The following is a 16,935-nucleotide window of genomic DNA, read 5'->3' on the forward strand; positions in this document are numbered from 1 at the left end:
ATTCTATAAATCTGAAATGCTTTGATAATATGCTAAAGTTATAAATAACTTTAGTTACAAAATTAATATTAGTTGTTTTAACCTAAAAATATTTACTAAAAAGTGGGATAAGAATGAGACGATTTGGAATAATGAGTGTGGTTGTAATTTTTACCTTAATTAGCTTGGTAATGAGTGGTTGTATGGTAATCCTTCCAAAAAAATACCCCGATGTTTTGTATAAAGAATATGATGTAGTAAAGATTGAGAATAGGACAATAAACGGTGTAAAGACAGCCATAGTGTATCAAGTAAAGACAAAGATTGGGCCAAGAAGTAGTGCATCTGACTTAGATGCAGATAGTAAAAAAGATATTGGAGCAATAACATATTATGTTTTTAAAAATACTGATGTTGATGAAGTGCAAATTATCTGCTACTACGCAGGAGGAGGAGGGCTCCAGCCATATTATAAATTTAAGATAAAGAGAAGGGATGCTGAGCTGTCTGGGTTTTTGAATGCTTCAGAAAAGGAACTACCTTCTGCAGTGTTATATTACTTTAATAAGCTAAAATCTTTGGGGGATATTTGGATTAATGACAGATTGCCAGTAAATGAATAAATGCTATAATATAACTATGGTGATAATATGGTTCGAGTAGTTCCTTTAACTGATGAAGAAAAAATGAGTATAGTTTCAGGATTAAGAAGTTCAGTACCTGCTACAAAATTGGTTACATTAAGAAAATTGCAAGAGATTGCTGAAACTAGACCAGAGGCAATTTTATACTTAGATGCTTATGACAAAGTAACATTGAATGAGATAATTACATTATTAAATCAGATAATTGAATACGACCCTGATGAGATTCTAAGAAGAGAAGCAATGATAACCCTTGAAAAAGTTAAAAAAGCATTAGGTGCTAAATTTTCAACGTTTGTTCCACTTTGTAATTCCTGTAACTCTCCAATTGACTTAGGATGGGGTTATTGTACCAACTGTGGGGCTGAAATTAAAAATATGACATTTGAGGAAGAAATAGAAAGATGTAAGAACTGTAATAATTACATTTCAGATTCTTGGAAATTCTGTGCTCACTGTGGTACAAAGTTAAAAGAAGAGGAAGAAGAAGTTTTAAGATGTCCAAACTGTAAAAGACCTGTACAGCCTGAATGGCTTATATGTCCATACTGTGGTTATAGACTTAAAAGAAAGCCATAATACATAATAAATAATTTAAATATTCAATCCTTTCCTGACTTTTTTAACAACTTTGCTATATACTGCAATATTGTATTTACTTCCCAACTTTCCAAAATGCCATCTTGTTTTCCACGGATTTTTTAGTAAATTAGATTTTGCCTTTAATAACTCTTTAGTTTTTATTTCTAATAAATTTAAAAACTCTTTTGGTGATAAATCATCAGGTTTTTCTATATTTAGCTCACTAAATTTTGTATAGGCGTTTCCAACTTCCCAAATAAAGTGTGCATCGCTTCCAAAAGCCATTGCAAAGTCGTATTTTTCAGCATATTCCAAAGCTTTTAAATTTGGCTCTATGCTACGGCATCTGCTATTAAAAACTTCGACAATATGAACATATTTCAAAAACTCTTTCTCCTCTAACACATTAAATTTTGCTAAACTTCTTCTTCTACTCATATCAAAAGGGTGTGGAAGATAAATCAAAGCCCCTTGCTCTCTAACTCTATCTAATGCTTCATACAAATCTAAGTTTGGAGGAATTTCTTCATTTAAAAATAAACCAATAAATTCTCCCCTATTTGTTGCTATTTCTTCCCCGGGTATCGCAAAATTTAGTTTAGTTAGCTTATTGTGGTCACAAATCGCTGGGATAATATTTCTCTTTATACAAAATTTTTCTAAGAAGCTTCTTGGATTTAAAGAACATTTACTTACTATAGAATGAACATGTAAATCTACTTTCATTGATGTCCCCGATACTATTTATAAGAATTTTTAGAATTTTAAGATTCATTAAGACAATCTATTAATTTAAGTTTTACTCATAAATTACTAATACTTTTATGATTTGGTGATAATTATGAAAAAAATTGGCATACTCGAAGTAGTTGTTATATTGTCTATATTAATAACTTCTATATCCTTGGCATATAAATTTTATAGTAATAATGGAAATGATTATGAGTTTGATGGAAACCAGATGTATAAATGTGCATGGGTATGTGAAAAAATTTTGAATAAAAATTTTCCTTTAAACGCCACTGTCATTGGAAAATGGACGCTATCTAAAAAACCTTTCAATGAAGAGGTTGTGATATACGATGCAAAAGGGGGAACGTTATATGCAATATATAATGGAACACCAATAACTATTGGGGGAGAATTAGCTTATCAGGAAGATATAGCTGCAAAAAAAATAATATTGCATCCAATTGGAAAGTCAATAATATTTTATGAATTAGATCCAATAGAAGGAAAGTCATTCAGAGATATTGCAAATGAAATAGAAAACACAACAAAAAACTTTAGTGGGTTGAATATTGTTGATGTTATAGTTGAGGGTAGTATGGGAGTTGATTCAAAAACATATACGCCAGCTGGGAGACAGAGGATTATAAACAATCTTGATGTTGATATTAAAAAAGGTTTAGAACTATATTTTGTTGAGTATGGAATTATAATTAATGGAAAAATCCATTTGAATACATTAAAAAATCTTGATAAATGTATGGGAGCTTCAAATATATCAACATCAAAACTAACTGTCTATGTTGTGGTAAATAATTCGATAGATGAAATACCTACCAAAATAAAGGAAAAATATGCCATTGTTACATTGGGATAACATGAGAAAGATTGAGCTTCATCATGTATTTGTTATATTATCTTGCATTTATTTAATATTTTCAGACATTTCAATAAATTCAGCAGTTATATTTTTATTTTCAGCAATATTCTTTTATATATCTTTTATTGCTGGTAAAAGGTTATATTATTTAATTTGCATAGATAAGGAGAATTTAAAAATAAACTTAAAGAAACATTATAATTTTGGAATTTTTTTAATGATAGTTGGATTAATAGCAGTTATCTCTGATTTAATTTGGGTAAAGGATGTCCCTTTATTTAATCCATTATCAAGAAAATTTTTAAATGTATATTTTACAACATTATCACATCTATTTTTAGTAGGTTGGGCAATTGTAGTAGCTTCTTCCGATATTGATAAGAAAAAAGTTTTATTTTATACGATTATATTTTCAATACTAATTATGCTTCTTGGATATAGGACAAATGTATTAGTTTTGTTAATTTCTGTCGGTGCAATTCTCTACTATAAAAATAAAATATCTAACAGAGAGATTTTGAAATATGGCATTCTTGTCTTTGTTATTTTGTTGGGATTGTCAATATTGAGATTATATGCTTTGAGAGTAGAAGGAAATCCAATTACATCAAGAATAACATTAACTATGAGCGTCTATGATATAATATTCAATAATTTTAATGGGGTTTTTAATGGCTACATACACTATGCAGCAATATTTTCGTATTTTGGGCTGTGTAATGGAGCGAGAACCGTTATAGCTAAAACGTTAGGGATTTATAGCGTTAGCATTACACCAACAATAGTTGGGGCAATTGTTGGAGATTATGGAACTTTGGCTATAATTCCATACTTTGGGATGTTGGGGATATTTTTAGGATTTTTTTATAAATTGGCAAAAGATTTTAGAGGAGTTTATTTGGGAATTTATGGAATATTATTTGCCTATACACTTATAGGAATTGAGAGCGGGATTTTAGATTTAGATGTAATTCTCTATTATTTCTTTGGGTTGATATTATGCATATATGTAATATTATTGAGAAAATTAAAAAGATAGATTTGTTTCATCCAGTACCTATTGTTATAATTGGGCATTTGATAATTTTTATATTAGCTCTACCGTATTTAGATGATATTGGATTATATCCTTTGCTTAAAATTTTAGGAGTTTTATCAATTTTTATTGCAGGGTTTTCTTTACCATTTCTTTTTCCTATGCAAATTAAATTTAATGGATGTCTTTTATATATTTCATTTCTTCTGCTATCTTCTTTATCAATATTTGGAGCTTTTAAAATTACGCATTCATTAGTACTTTCTATTGTTTATTTATTATTTGTCCTTATAATTGCAGAACTCTTTGTTAAATTTTATAAAAAAAAGATATTTACAAATATTTTGTTTGTTATTGGAATTACTGCGTTTATTTTGATAGTTTTAATTTATGGAGCAATACCCATACTAAATTACAACGTAAGGATGGCTATTAATTCAGAGCCATTAAGATTAGTATCCATGGGGGCTTTAATTTATGCGGGCATTGAGAATAAAATTTATTTTATAGTTGCATTTGTAATTTTGGTATTGTTGGGCTATAAAGCAGGAGTTTTAATGCTTTTTATTACCTACCTTGTATATAGATATAAAGAAATGTCATTTAAGTATATGGTTCTATCAGTATTTGGATTGTTAATTTTTTTAGGAATTATGGGAAAAATTATTTTATTGTCATCTAACCAAAGTTGGAAACTAAATCCAATAGAGCTTTTATGTTATAGAGCTTATTTTGATTTGTATGTTCTTAGCAAAATTATTGAGAGCAATATAATGACGTTTGGAAAAATCACTTTAATCCCCAACGGAGAACAGCTTATAGGTGAGTTGTTGTTTAATTATAAACATAATATTACAACAACTTTATTTGGAACGATATATCTTGATTTTGGGATTTTTGGAATTTTATTTGCTATATTATTGGGGGCTGTATCAAAATTTATATATGAGGGAGATAAAAAGCTCTATGCAATATACGCTTCTTTATTATTGGCTTATTGTGAGATAGGTATAAATTATGGATTTTTGGTAGTCTTATCTTTATTATTTTACGCAAATGCAAGATTAAAATCAATTAAAGAGGGATAATAATGGCGAAATATATTATAAAAACTCAAAAAGGTTTTGAAAATATCGTTGTGAATAATTTAAAAGAAATTATTGGTGATTTTAAATATACTGTTTCTCCTGATGGTTATCAAGGAATTGTTATAGTTGAACATGATGAAGATATAGAAGATAAAATCTTAGAGATTCCTGAAGTTGAGAGAGTTTTAAGAGTTTATTTTGAAACAGAGACAGAGTTTGATAAAATAGTTAATTTAGCTGAGAAGATTAAAGATTATATAAAAGAGGATGAAACTTTTGCCGTTGAAACTAAAAAAAGAGGAAAACATGATTTTAGCTCAACAGATGTAAATATTGTTTTGGGAGCTAAGATTAAAGATTTAACAAATGCTTCAGTTGATTTAAACAATCCAGATAAGGTTGTTCATGTTGAAGTGTTTAAAAATAAAACTTATGTATCAATAACCCCTGGGGAAAAATTCAAAAAATATACTAAAGAAAAGAGAAATGCAAGAGAATTATTTAGAAAAGTTGTCATTGTGCAGATGCCTTATTTAGGAGAAAAAATTGTTTGTAAAAGGTTTGGAGAGGCTATTGGAAGAGCAGCTCAAGGATTTGAAGTTAAGGAATTAATTATAGCACCAAAAGAGAAAGTAGATGCCTATGAGTTGATGGAATTTATTAAAGGAGTTAAGATTGGGCAACATTCAAGATATGAGATTCAAAAAAGGGCATATCCATTTGAGATTAAGTTAGTTCCGGTAACTGTTCAAGATTTGTATCAGGTTGTTAGAGATAAGAGAAGAGATAATAGGTTGCTAATAATTACTGACCCAAAAGGAGATGAGTTGTCAAAAATTAAGGATAAATTGGCTTATGATTTAAGAAAAAAGAGAGAAATTATTGTATTTTGTGGTTCAAGAGAAGGAATTCCAAGAGGATTGTTTAGGTTTGCTGACTATATATTAGATTTAGCTCCACATATGACATTCGCTACTGAACATGCTATTCCAGCAGCTTTAATTGCACTATGGGGTGTTTATAGTGGAGAAGACTTAGAAAATAGTTCTGAAGAAGAAAAAACAGAATCTAACTCAAATGACGAATAGCTTTAGTCTTTAAATTTATTTTAATAGGTTGCACCGCACCCACTATGGGGTGCAGTAAAAATATACACCCTACCTACTTTGAGGCAGGGTTAAAAACAGTGATTAACTATTATAACATAATTTAAACGCTATTTTATTTTAACCTTATCTATTATTTAAAATTTTTGGTGGTATAAAAAGTTTTATAATAAAATAATTTTAAAATTTTTAAAACTTAATTTCATTTAACCCTAAAACATCAAATGTATTGTAAATACCTTCTTTTTTGTCAGCAACAAACCTTATAGCTAATATAACTCCATTTACAAATGCTTGCCTACTACTTGCTCTATGGGTTATTTCTATCCTCTCTCCGTCTCCAGCGAATATGACGGTGTGGTCTCCTACTACATCTCCCCCTCTTAGTGCATGTATCCCAATCTCTTCCTTCTTTCTCTCTCCAGTCATTCCCTTTCTACCAAAAACAAATACACTATCAACACTTCTATTAGCTTTTATAATCTCAGCAGCTCTTAAAGCGGTTCCAGAAGGGGCATCCTTTTTATGCCTATGATGCATTTCCACAATCTCAATATCATAATCTCCTAATTTCTTTGCCAAAAATTCTAAAGTTTTGAAGAATATATTAACCCCTATTGCAAAGTTTTGAGATATTACAGCAGCAACTTTATTTTCTTTTATCGCTTTTTCAATCTCTGTCTTCTGCTCTTCAGTGAAACCAGTAGTCCCAATAACTAAATTAACTCCATTTTTAGCAGCAATTTTGACATTTTCAACACATGCATGGGCTATAGTAAAATCAACCAACACATCTGGCTTTGTTTCTTTTAAAACTTTATCTAACTCATCCGCAGTTGATAATGGAACTCCAATTTTTCCAATTCCAATTAATTCACCAACATCTTCTCCTTTTTTTGGGTGATTTGGAACTTCAAAGGCACAAACAACTTCCATATCCTCTTGCTGACATATAGTTTTAATTATATTACTTCCCATTCTACCTAAAGCTCCTGTAACTGCTACTTTAATCATGCCATCACCTATATTTTTCTTAATTTTTTCTTAATTTTAAGTTAATTATCTTCTAAACATCTTTTATGCTCCTCAATATCAAAATCGATTTCGTAATATTTATAGATTTCATCTGCAAGGTTTTCAGCAAATTCCTTAGCTTTCTCTTTACTTTCAAATCCTAAGACCCAAATTCCCCACATCGTTTCCCAATTTGATGATAGCTTACAACTCTCTTTTATGGGATTTTTTCCATTAAACTTATGAATAATTATTTTTTTGTTCTTCCAATCAATATATAAAGCATAGTTTTCTTCTTCTATTTCAACATTTTCAATATTTTCTCCATACGCTTTATTTTTAACATTCTTCTCTAAATAAATCTTAATAAATTTGTTTAATGGCATTCGTGAAATCTTAACCCTCACATTTTTTAAAATGTCCTCTAATGTTTCCTCTATCTCTTCTTCTTCAATCCAATCTAGGGTTGTAGGGATTAGGATGGTTATATATCTATCTCCATCAAGTTCTACATCTAAAATCTTTAAATATTCATTAGAAATGCCAAATTGCTTTAATATTTTTATTAGATTTTTCATATTTATTCCTCTAACATTATATAGAGCTTTAAGAGCTTTTCAATAATTTCAAGCTTTTCAATAATAATTGCTATGAGTTGATTATATCTGTAGCTATACAGCTCTTGCCTTAATATATGCAAGTAGTGAAAAAATTTTAGTTTCAAATAACTCTCCTTAAACTCTTCCCAATGTTCCTCATAATGCTTTCCATGTTCTAATCTCGTGGATAAAATGTAATCTGATGCATGCCTATACAATTTTAAGTCCATTAAAAAGTTTCTAATCTTTTTACTAAAGTTTGCATACCTCTCTTTATTATGCCAATCTTCTATATTTTCTCTAATATAAAATTCAAATGCATTCAATAAATATAACATTCCGTAATAAAATCTCGACACAAAGGTTCTTAAATCAAATTCTTTTAATGCATTTATACAACTGTCTAAAAAATGAATACACTCTTTTAAGTATGTGTTATTTAGGTTATACATTCTTTCCATCACCTAAGACATAAACTTTAAATCCCCCTTTCTCCCACAATTCTCTATTTATTATATTTTTAGTATCAAGGATTAATTTATTTTTTACCTTTAATGCAATATTTTTTATACCCTCTTCATTAAAATTTTTATATTCATCATGCTCAGCCAATACAACAATGATATCAGCTCCATCAACAGCTTCATCTAAACTACATAATGGGAAGATAAAATCTCTCGCATATTTATCATAGCATTTAACTTCAAATCCTTCATCTATTAATTTACCAACTACTTTTTCAGCCGGACTTTCCCTTGTGTCATCTACATTTCCTTTGTATGTTACTCCAAATATTGCCACTTTTCCATTATCTTTTTTAATAATATTTTTTATCTTTTCAACAACAAATAATGGCATGGAATCATTCAACTCTCTTGCAGTTTTTATAAGCTTGGCGTTTTTTGACTTTTCTACAATAAACCATGGGTCTATGCTTATACAATGTCCTCCAACTCCAGGACCTGGTTTTAAAATATTAACTCTTGGATGTTTGTTAGCTAATTCTATCGCTTCCCAAACGTTAATACCAATCTCCTCACATATTTTTGCAAATTCGTTAGCTAAGGCGATATTAACATCTCTATATGTATTTTCCATTAACTTAACCATCTCTGCTGTTTTGGCATCAGTTAGATATATCTTTCCAGTAACAAAGGTTTCGTAAATCTCTTTAGCCATCTCAGCAGATTTCTCATCAACACCACCAATAACTCTATCATTTTCAACGAGCTCTTTCAATATATTTCCCGGCAAAACTCTTTCTGGGCAATGGGCTAAATAAATCTTTTTATCTTTTGATAATTTTTTATAAATTTCATCGGTTGTTCCTGGGGGAATTGTGCTTTCTATGATAATTAGATTTCCATTTTCAAGATATGGTTTTATGTTTTCAATAGCTTTATTTAGATAGCTTAAATCACATTTCTTTTCTCCTTTATTTTCAACACATGGTGTTGGAACACAAATAATAAAAACATCCGCCTTATCTGGTTTTGTCTGCACTTTTAAATTTCCAGAGTTTATAGCTCCTTTAACTAAAGTCATTAAATCTTTCTCTGTTGTTTTGAAATTTAATTCTTTAATTTCTTTTACTCTTTTTTCATTTATATCTACACCAATAACATCAAATCCATGTATTGCTAACATTGAAGCCGTTGGTAAGCCAATATATCCTAAACCAATTACACATATCCTTTTCCCATTACCATTTTTCTCTACTTTTATCATTTTATCCCCAAATTTTTAATTTTGAGCTATCACAATATTTTTTGTTTCAAAGGTGAGCTATATATATTCCATAATTAGTAAGCATAAAATACAAAAACCTTAGATTTTATAGTATACCACTACAAAGTATAAAATATTTTGTGAGGGATTGTTATGGAAAGAATAGCTGTCTTAGCGTATTCTGGAGGGTTAGATACAAGCTGCTGCTTAAAATTATTAGAGGATAAGTATGGTTATAAGGTAGTTTCTGTCTGTGTAGATGTTGGACAGCCAGAAGAAGAAATAAAAGAAGTTGAAGAAAAAGCTAAAAAATTGGGAGTTTTAAAGCACTACACAATAGATGCAAAAGAAGAGTTTGTTAAAGATTACATATTTAGAGCTATAAAAGCTAATGCGATGTATGAAGGTTATCCGTTATCAACAGCATTAGCAAGACCTTTAATTGCCCATAAGGTTGTTGAAATTGCTGAAGAAGTTGGGGCTGAAGCAGTAGCTCATGGATGTACTGGAAAAGGTAATGACCAATTTAGATTTGAAACAACCATAAGAATTAAAGCCCCACATTTGAAAATTATTGCACCAATTAGGGATTTAAACTTAACAAGGGCTGAAGAAATTGAGTATGCAAAAGAAAAAGGAATTCCAATTCCAACTGAAAGTAAAAAATACAGTATAGATGAGAACTTATGGGGAAGGAGTATTGAAGGTAGTGAGTTAGAAAACCCTGACTTTGTCCCACCAGAAGAGATATATTCATGGACTAAAAATCCAGTTGAAGATAAAGAGGAGGAGATTGTTGAGATTGAATTTAAAGAAGGAGTTCCTGTGGCTATAAATGGAGAGAAATTAGAACCAGTTGAACTTATAAAGAAGGCAAATGAAATTGCTGGAAAGCATGGTGTTGGAAGAATAGATATCATAGAGGATAGAATTATTGGATTAAAATCAAGAGAAAACTATGAATGTCCAGGGGCTGTTTTATTATTAACTGCTCACAAAGCTTTAGAGCAATTAGTTTTAACAAGAGATGAACTTAGATTTAAGGAGATTGTTGATAGCTTATATGGTGAGTTAATTTATAAAGGATTATGGTTTGACCCATTAAGAGAGGATTTAGACGCATTTATTGACAAAACTCAAGAAAGAGTTACAGGAACTGTGAAAGTTAAGTTATTTGGAGGTACTGCAAGAGTTGTTGGTAGAGATAGCCCTTATGCATTATATAGCAAAGAATTAGTTTCATTTGATGAAAAAGAGATTGACCAGAATGAACTTGCAGGAATGGTTAAGTATCATGGATTACAGGCAATGTTGTATGAGATGAGAAAGAAAAAATAAGCTTTTATAATTCTATTTTTTGTTTTTTAAATTTTAAGTTAATCAAGATTGCAATTTTTAGTAAAAGAATTAAATATATAAACCACTAAAATTTAAAAATATTTTTATGGTGATTCCAATGGCTACTACTTATGAACTCATCATTTATGGAAAAGTCCAACATGTTGGATTTAGGGATAGGATTGAAAATATTGGAAGAGGTTTGGGCATTAGTGGAATAGTTTATAATCACAAAGATGGGACTGTTAGGATTTTAGTTAATTTTCCAAGTGAAAGGAAAAAGCAGTTATTTAAGGAATTTATAAAGGATTTAGAGGATGAGGATAATTTAATTAAAATTGAAAGGATAGAGGAGAGGGAGTTAAACGCCTATATTGAGTTTCCAGAAGGCATTAGCAGGTTATCGTCAGATGATATTTTAGAGTTAAATAAAAAGCTTGATGAAGGAGTTAAATACATCAAGTTGATTTTTGGAGAGTTGGTAGAACATAAAAAGATATTGCTGGAAATAAAAGATACACAGTCAAAAATCGTTGGAAAATTAGGTAAAATAGCTGAAATATTAGAGAATAAGCTTTAACTCTCTCTATTTTTTTACACTAAAATCATTATAAATCAATGAGGGCATGACACTTTTTTGATAAGCATATTTTGAGTTCTTTTTTTCGCAATATCCAACTTCAGCAGGAGAATGTAATTTAAAAAATATCAATTGTCCAATTCTCATATTTGGATATAAAATAACTGGCTTATCATGTGCAACAATTTCTAAAGTAATCTTTCCTTTAAAGCCAGCATCAATAAAGCCAGCGGTTTGGTGAGAAGTTAAAAATACTCTCCCTAAGCTACTTCTACCTTGATAAAATGAAGTAATATCTTTAGGGAGCTCTATATATTCATTTGTTGTTCCTAAAACTCCTCCTTCAACAACGTAATCAACTTTATATTTTTCTTTAAAATAGTTAATTTTTTCTTCAGTTAAATTGTAATTTAAAGGGCAAACTAAAATAGAGTTTTTTATTTTTATTCTTTTGTAATTTAGCTCTTTTGATAAATCATAAACTTCGTCATCGTAGATTATAAATTCATCTCCTAAGGTTACGTCATAAGATGAAGGACCTAAAAACTCTCTATTAAATGGTTCTATTATTAATTTATTTTCGTCTATTAATTTAAGAATATCCTTATCACTTAAAATCATTGCCTTCACCAGAAGTTATTTTGAAGAAGAATTAATTTTGAAGAGCTTTATATTTATTTGTTGAATATTTAAAACATATGTATCATTAATTTTTAAATTTTCTTTATAGTTTTATAACTATATATTTAAATATTCTGATAATATTAACAATAAAAATAAAAAATTAATAAAAATTATCTGAAGTGATTATTCTGGACCAAGGTTATTAGTTACAGTTTGTAATTCCTCTGTGTAGTCATTTGCTGTCTCGTTTAAAGTTTTTGTAAAGTTCTCAGCCTGTTTTCCAGCTGTTTTAGCAGCTGTTCCAGCATTTTTTACATAGTAATAACCTGCAATTATTGCTACCAATACAGCAGCTGCAACCAAAACTCCAACTTCCATTGACAACTGTCCTTTATTTGACATCAATTTCTTTAAGAGTTTCATTATAACCACCCATTAGTATTATCAAAAAATATTATAACTACCAACATTTGAACCTACATAACCAATTTTAGATGTGAGATTATATATACTTTTTGATTTTTTGCACGAGACTGTCAAGTTAAACTTTTATTAATATATCGATAAAAAATAATAAAATATGAGACTCACGATAGAGATTATAAAGGAGAGAATCAAAGAGAAGAAGCTTTTTAAGAGGAATAGGAAGTCGATAGAAGTTAAAATCTTAGCAGGGCTTTTATACTATCTCGGGTTATCGTTGAGGAAGACGAGTTTATTTCTCTCCCAATTCGAAAGTATAAGCCACGAGTCAGTTAGAGTTTATTATCACAAGATTAAAGAAGTCTTAAACGAACCTAAGAGGGGTGTAAGAAACCTAATTGCAATAGACGAGACTAAACTAAAATTTGGAGATAGGACTATTTACGTATGGTCTGCTATTGACGTTAAATCGAAGGAATGCTTGGGAGTTTATATATCAGAGACAAGAAATTACCTCGATACTATATTATTCATTAGGAGTATATTAAAATTTTGCTCGAATAAGCCTAAAATTTTGGTTGATGGTGGGAGATGGTATCCGTGGGCGTTGCAGAAGTTGGGCTTAAAATTTGAAAGAGTCCGATTCGGACTGAGAAATTGTGTAGAAAGCTTCTTCTCACTGCTTAAACGAAGAACAAAAGCATTCTTTAATAGATTCCCTAATAATAGTAAGTTCGATACGGTTATTAGTTGGATAAAGAGCTTCATGATGTTCTATAACTGGATACTATCGATAACTTGACAGTTTCCAATTAATCTACAGGTTTGATTATATCGAGTTATTTAACAATTTTATGTAATGGGAGGATTTGTTGTTGGTAACATTTATAAATTTTTCTGCTTTTTCTCCACTTTCATCTACACCATAACCTAAATCTTTTGCAGATACTATGATAAAATATGCAGTAATTATTGAAACTAAAACAGTAGCAGTCACTAAGATGCTAAATTCTATTGATATTTGTCCTCTATTGGGTAGCAGTTTTTTTCTTACTGTTTTCATATTGGACAACTCCAAATATATCTAAAGTAGTGAATATAAAAATTATGAATATAAAAATTAAAATATTAAATTCTATACTATTAATAAAGCTTAATTAATAAAATTAATAATAATTACAAAAAATTTAATAATTATAGAGGTAATAAAATTAATGTTCTATATTTTTTGATAGTTGTAAAATTTCGTAATATATATAATTTTTGAATTCTACTCTGCCTTTGTCAGTTATTTTAATTATAGTTTTAATCTTTCCATGTATTATAGATTTTTCTTGTTTCTATAAAACCCACTTTTCCAATTTTTTAAAAATGATGTTTTTTGTAGATGTTTTTTTGTCTAATAATCAACATACCCCCAACAATTATCAGCAAGGATATTATATAAAGGATATTAAAGTTCCAGTATTTTATAGATATATGAATTAAAACAAAAATTATAGAACTTAAAAAATAAGAAATAAGATAAACTTTGTTTTTATAGGCAATATCTTCTGATGTATAACTTTCTTCAACTAACTCTAAGATTTCTTTTGCATTCATAAAAATCCCCTATTTCCTTAAATAAATATAAACATCATATTTTTTCCCATCTTCACCTACAGCAGTTGTTTTCTCTCTAATATAATAAACATCTAAATCCTCATAATCATCAAAAATCTCTAATTCTTCGTCAGTAATATCTAATAATATAATACCACCAATATAACTTCCCTCTTTTTTTCTTGCTCCATAATATCCAATTGTTTCATCAAAAAACCTCTCATAATTATAAACTCTCCCTTTAATCATCTTTGGGACTCTATTTATTAATTCCAATAATCTCTCTTTTTTCATCAATTCCCCATAAGCAAATACGTTATATTTTTTGTTTTTATTTAAGTTCCATTCTTTTTCTTTTAATTCATTAATTATCTTCAAAATATCTTCTTTTAATTTAGGAATATCCTTTTTAACAACTTCCCAAGTTAATCCTAAATCTACTCCAAAATATTTGTGAATTAAAATATCCCTCATCCCAGCAAATTCTTTCCATGGGATTTGGTTGTATTTATTTCTAAATTCCATAGGCAAGTTTTTAATCGCCTCTCCAATAATTTCTATCCTTCTAATGACCGCATCCTGTAAAAATTTAGAAGTAAAGAAATCATCCTCACTTTTATCTTTAGTGTATTCTTCAATAAGTTCAATACTCTCTAAAATATGATTTAGGAAAATTTTCACATCTTTTTTCATAATATATCCACCGCTTCATTTAAAATTTTCTCTTTTAAAAGTGGATGTATTGATTTGTAGGTTAATACATCAACTTCTTTTCCTAAAACTTCCTCAAGTTCATACTTTAGTCTAACTAAATCTAATAAACTTTTCCCTTCTCCAAATTCTACTAAAATATCTATATCGGAAGTTTCTTTCTGCTCTCCTCTAACATAACTACCAAATATTGATGCTTTCTTAACTTTGTGTTTTAATAGAATTGGAATAATTTTTCTTTTAATTTCATTGATGTTCATTAATTCCACCTCTTACTTTAACAGCCAATCCATAATTGAATTCTCTCAACTCAATACCATTTAAAATTGTTGTTCCGTAAGCTAAGAGCTCATCATTTTCATTAACAACCAAAACTTCTTCATAAGGTCTTAATTCTTCATCACAATCAATAACAAATTTGGCAAAAACATTTCTCCCCTCTCTTGCAAATTCCTCTGCCTCTTTATTAACAACAACTCTGTATCTTGGGAAAGGAATTTTTTTCCATAATAGCTTAGCTCCCTTTTCAGAAGGTATTAAGAGATTATCATTACTTCTAACTGAGAATAAAATATCTCCGTTTTCATCTAAAACCTGCCTTAATCTACCAGTAGTTTTACTTCTAACAACTTTTATTTTATCCATTAGCTCATCATCAATTATATCAAAACCATACTGATACTGTAACATCTTCCTAATCCTCAAAGCATCAGCATTGATTTTTTTGGTAGCAGAGAAGTAATTTATGTAGTAGTTGTAGGTCATTATATCCAATATATTGTCTTCTCCAACTTTTTTCTTTAGCCAGTTGATGAATTCATCAACAAACTTTTTATTAATCTCCTTTTCATAATCAAAAAGCTCAGGAATTTCATGTTGAGATAGTGGGTAGATGGTGTCTATGTAGTATGGGATAAATCCAAACACGGGGTCTTTAATTAAGATATCAACATCTGTCTCTACTACATTTAAATTCTCATGATATGGCTTTTCTACAGAGCTTGATACGGTTGTTATATAAACTTTTTCGTATTTTATTCTCTTTAATCTCTTCTTATGCCTTAAAACCTCTGGTCTATACATTGACTCAATGCCAGAGTAAAAGAAGGCAGATTTTTTAGTTATTGGGTCAAATTTCTCTATATAATCCATATATTTTCTAACAACCCTATAACCTTCCAAAAGCTTTGGATGACATCTACACCTTTCTTCAACCAATTCCCATAAGCTTCCATCTCTTATTGCCTGTTTTATTCTATTTATCTCTTCAAAAGTTACATATAGGTTGTGTTCTGCCAATAATCTTTCTCTATCTTTTTTATTTAAGCTTGCCAACTCTTTTGGTGTATAACTTGAGCAAACAGGACATGAGCAAGGAAATGCCTTTAAATCTTTAATCTCTTCTAAGTGTAAAGTCCCTCTCTCAGTTAAATATCTGTCATCTTTAGCATATAAGGCATAAGCGGCAGAATCGAACAAATCACATCCTAAAGCAACAGCTAAAGCAAAGAACATTGGATGCCCACAACCAAATAAATGCACTGGCTTGTTTGTTGGCAGATACATCTTTGAGTTTATTATGATTTCAGCAACATCTCTGTATCTGTATTGCTCCATCAATGGAACAACAGCTCCTATTGGATAGATATCAAAGCCCAACTTAGCCATCTCTTTAGCAGATTTTTGCCTCAAATCTAAATAAGTTGAACCCTGAACAGTTCCATTTAATAATAATTTAAATCCTTTCTCTTTTTTCAATTCTATTGATGCTTTAGCTCTCTTTAAAGTTTCTTCCAATTCCTTTTCAGCCCTCTCTCTATCAACATCTGGTGGTGTTGGAATGTCCAATATTGTTCCAACATCTACTCCAATTCTTTCTTGAAACTCTACAATTTCTAATGGTTGAACATCAACATCCCCATAAACTCCCAACTGAAAAGAACCACTATCCGTAACAATTACTTTATCAAACCCAATTAATTTGTGAATCCCTTTTTCTTCGGCAATCTCTCTTAAATGTTTTGTTCTATAAGTTATGTATGAATTTGTAATAATAACATCTGCCAATTTGTTTATTAAATCCATTGATACAATCTGTTTTTTTGGATTTGGGTGGATAACAGGCATTATTGTTGGGGTTTCAATCTTTTTGCCATTTATATTTAAAATCCCTATCCTTCCCATAGCATCTCTGTGTTTTATTTCAAAAGTCATCATTTTATCACAACACTCCAAACTTGTTTTTCATGTTTTTATTAAAAATTTAAAGTTT

At 29.5% G+C, this 16,935-nt stretch carries 21 protein-coding genes and 1 pseudogene; 9 read left to right on the plus strand and 13 right to left on the minus strand.

The features are described from left to right. Window positions 1-113: 113 nt before the first annotated feature. Both JH146_RS06835 and JH146_RS06840 read left to right on the plus strand, forming a co-directional pair. A complete protein-coding gene (locus tag JH146_RS06835) occupies window positions 114-602 on the plus strand; it encodes a hypothetical protein (RefSeq protein ID WP_173400834.1) in 489 nt (162 codons plus the stop codon). A gap of 27 nt (window positions 603-629) precedes the next feature. Next, entirely contained in the window at window positions 630-1,202 is a 573-nt protein-coding gene (locus JH146_RS06840; protein WP_048202274.1) for a zinc ribbon domain-containing protein, read from the plus strand. A gap of 15 nt (window positions 1,203-1,217) precedes the next feature. Here the strand turns inward: JH146_RS06840 and JH146_RS06845 are convergent, their stop codons facing one another. After that, window positions 1,218-1,931 (minus strand): PHP domain-containing protein, encoded by a 714-nt coding sequence (locus JH146_RS06845; protein ID WP_048202275.1) that lies wholly within the window; start codon window positions 1,929-1,931, stop codon window positions 1,218-1,220. Between the two features lie 115 nt (window positions 1,932-2,046). Here JH146_RS06845 and JH146_RS06850 point away from each other — a divergent pair, with 115 nt between their 5' ends. From JH146_RS06850 to JH146_RS06865, 4 genes are read left to right on the plus strand one after another with little or no spacing between them, the layout of a single operon-like run. Next, entirely contained in the window at window positions 2,047-2,811 is a 765-nt protein-coding gene (locus JH146_RS06850) for a TrmB family transcriptional regulator sugar-binding domain-containing protein (protein WP_048202276.1), read from the plus strand. Then, window positions 2,789-3,853 (plus strand): oligosaccharide repeat unit polymerase family protein, encoded by a 1,065-nt coding sequence (locus JH146_RS06855; protein ID WP_048202277.1) that lies wholly within the window; start codon window positions 2,789-2,791, stop codon window positions 3,851-3,853. Before JH146_RS06850 ends, JH146_RS06855 begins: the two co-directional genes overlap by 23 nt. Beyond that, a complete protein-coding gene (locus JH146_RS06860; protein ID WP_081874483.1) occupies window positions 3,814-4,938 on the plus strand; it encodes a hypothetical protein in 1,125 nt (374 codons plus the stop codon). Before JH146_RS06855 ends, JH146_RS06860 begins: the two co-directional genes overlap by 40 nt. Before the next feature lie 2 nt (window positions 4,939-4,940). Continuing rightward, window positions 4,941-6,026, plus strand: coding sequence for an SPOUT family RNA methylase (locus tag JH146_RS06865; RefSeq protein ID WP_048202278.1), 1,086 nt, complete (start codon window positions 4,941-4,943; stop codon window positions 6,024-6,026). Between the two features lie 207 nt (window positions 6,027-6,233). Here JH146_RS06865 and dapB read toward each other — a convergent pair whose 3' ends face one another. The 4 genes from dapB to JH146_RS06885 are packed head-to-tail and all read right to left on the minus strand — an operon-like array spanning window position 6,234 to window position 9,385. After that, window positions 6,234-7,058 (minus strand): 4-hydroxy-tetrahydrodipicolinate reductase, encoded by an 825-nt coding sequence (gene dapB / locus JH146_RS06870; RefSeq protein ID WP_048202279.1) that lies wholly within the window; start codon window positions 7,056-7,058, stop codon window positions 6,234-6,236. A gap of 41 nt (window positions 7,059-7,099) precedes the next feature. Further along, window positions 7,100-7,636, minus strand: a complete 537-nt coding sequence (locus tag JH146_RS06875) for a hypothetical protein (protein WP_048202280.1) — start codon at window positions 7,634-7,636, stop codon at window positions 7,100-7,102. A 2-nt stretch (window positions 7,637-7,638) separates the two neighbouring features. Then, on the minus strand, window positions 7,639-8,109 hold the full coding sequence (locus tag JH146_RS06880) for a hypothetical protein (RefSeq protein WP_048202281.1): 471 nt from the start codon (window positions 8,107-8,109) through the stop codon (window positions 7,639-7,641). Then, window positions 8,102-9,385, minus strand: a complete 1,284-nt coding sequence (locus JH146_RS06885) for a nucleotide sugar dehydrogenase (protein WP_048202282.1) — start codon at window positions 9,383-9,385, stop codon at window positions 8,102-8,104. Before JH146_RS06885 ends, JH146_RS06880 begins: the two co-directional genes overlap by 8 nt. Window positions 9,386-9,538: 153 nt before the next feature. Here JH146_RS06885 and JH146_RS06890 point away from each other — a divergent pair, with 153 nt between their 5' ends. Next, window positions 9,539-10,723: an argininosuccinate synthase gene (locus tag JH146_RS06890; RefSeq protein ID WP_048202283.1), complete on the plus strand. Its 1,185-nt coding sequence runs from the start codon at window positions 9,539-9,541 to the stop codon at window positions 10,721-10,723. A gap of 118 nt (window positions 10,724-10,841) precedes the next feature. After that, window positions 10,842-11,303, plus strand: a complete 462-nt coding sequence (locus tag JH146_RS06895; RefSeq protein ID WP_048202284.1) for an acylphosphatase — start codon at window positions 10,842-10,844, stop codon at window positions 11,301-11,303. 6 nt (window positions 11,304-11,309) lie between these two features. Here the strand turns inward: JH146_RS06895 and dcd are convergent, their stop codons facing one another. Both dcd and JH146_RS06905 read right to left on the minus strand, forming a co-directional pair. Next, window positions 11,310-11,924 (minus strand): dCTP deaminase, encoded by a 615-nt coding sequence (dcd, locus tag JH146_RS06900; RefSeq protein WP_048202285.1) that lies wholly within the window; start codon window positions 11,922-11,924, stop codon window positions 11,310-11,312. A 186-nt stretch (window positions 11,925-12,110) separates the two neighbouring features. Beyond that, on the minus strand, window positions 12,111-12,350 hold the full coding sequence (locus tag JH146_RS06905; RefSeq protein ID WP_081874484.1) for a class III signal peptide-containing protein: 240 nt from the start codon (window positions 12,348-12,350) through the stop codon (window positions 12,111-12,113). Window positions 12,351-12,507: 157 nt separating this feature from the next. Here JH146_RS06905 and JH146_RS06910 point away from each other — a divergent pair, with 157 nt between their 5' ends. Next, complete coding sequence (locus tag JH146_RS06910; RefSeq protein WP_048202286.1) at window positions 12,508-13,152, plus strand: IS6 family transposase; 645 nt, start codon at window positions 12,508-12,510, stop codon at window positions 13,150-13,152. A gap of 27 nt (window positions 13,153-13,179) precedes the next feature. Here the strand turns inward: JH146_RS06910 and JH146_RS06915 are convergent, their stop codons facing one another. The 6 genes and pseudogenes from JH146_RS06915 to tgtA all read right to left on the minus strand — a co-directional run bounded on the left by JH146_RS06915 (window position 13,180) and on the right by tgtA (window position 16,880). Then, window positions 13,180-13,413: a class III signal peptide-containing protein gene (locus JH146_RS06915; RefSeq protein WP_048202288.1), complete on the minus strand. Its 234-nt coding sequence runs from the start codon at window positions 13,411-13,413 to the stop codon at window positions 13,180-13,182. Between the two features lie 302 nt (window positions 13,414-13,715). Then, the gene (locus JH146_RS08655; protein WP_236953658.1) at window positions 13,716-13,952 is read right to left on the minus strand and encodes a hypothetical protein; all 237 of its coding nucleotides are present in this window, start codon (window positions 13,950-13,952) and stop codon (window positions 13,716-13,718) included. Window positions 13,953-13,961: 9 nt separating this feature from the next. Beyond that, entirely contained in the window at window positions 13,962-14,321 is a 360-nt protein-coding gene (locus JH146_RS08660) for a gamma-glutamylcyclotransferase family protein (protein ID WP_153232505.1), read from the minus strand. 15 nt (window positions 14,322-14,336) lie between these two features. Beyond that, window positions 14,337-14,645 (minus strand): annotated as a pseudogene (locus tag JH146_RS08730) (HepT-like ribonuclease domain-containing protein); the annotation flags it as partial. Continuing rightward, on the minus strand, window positions 14,642-14,923 hold the full coding sequence (locus tag JH146_RS06935; RefSeq protein WP_048202289.1) for a nucleotidyltransferase family protein: 282 nt from the start codon (window positions 14,921-14,923) through the stop codon (window positions 14,642-14,644). The pseudogene JH146_RS08730 and the gene JH146_RS06935, both read right to left, overlap by 4 nt. After that, window positions 14,910-16,880, minus strand: a complete 1,971-nt coding sequence (tgtA, locus tag JH146_RS06940) for a tRNA guanosine(15) transglycosylase TgtA (protein ID WP_173400835.1) — start codon at window positions 16,878-16,880, stop codon at window positions 14,910-14,912. The genes JH146_RS06935 and tgtA overlap by 14 nt, the downstream gene beginning before the upstream one ends. Window positions 16,881-16,935 lie beyond the last annotated feature (55 nt).

Origin of the sequence: Methanocaldococcus bathoardescens (assembly GCF_000739065.1) — an archaeon.
Lineage (GTDB): Archaea > AGJL01 > Methanococci > Methanococcales > Methanocaldococcaceae > Methanocaldococcus > Methanocaldococcus bathoardescens.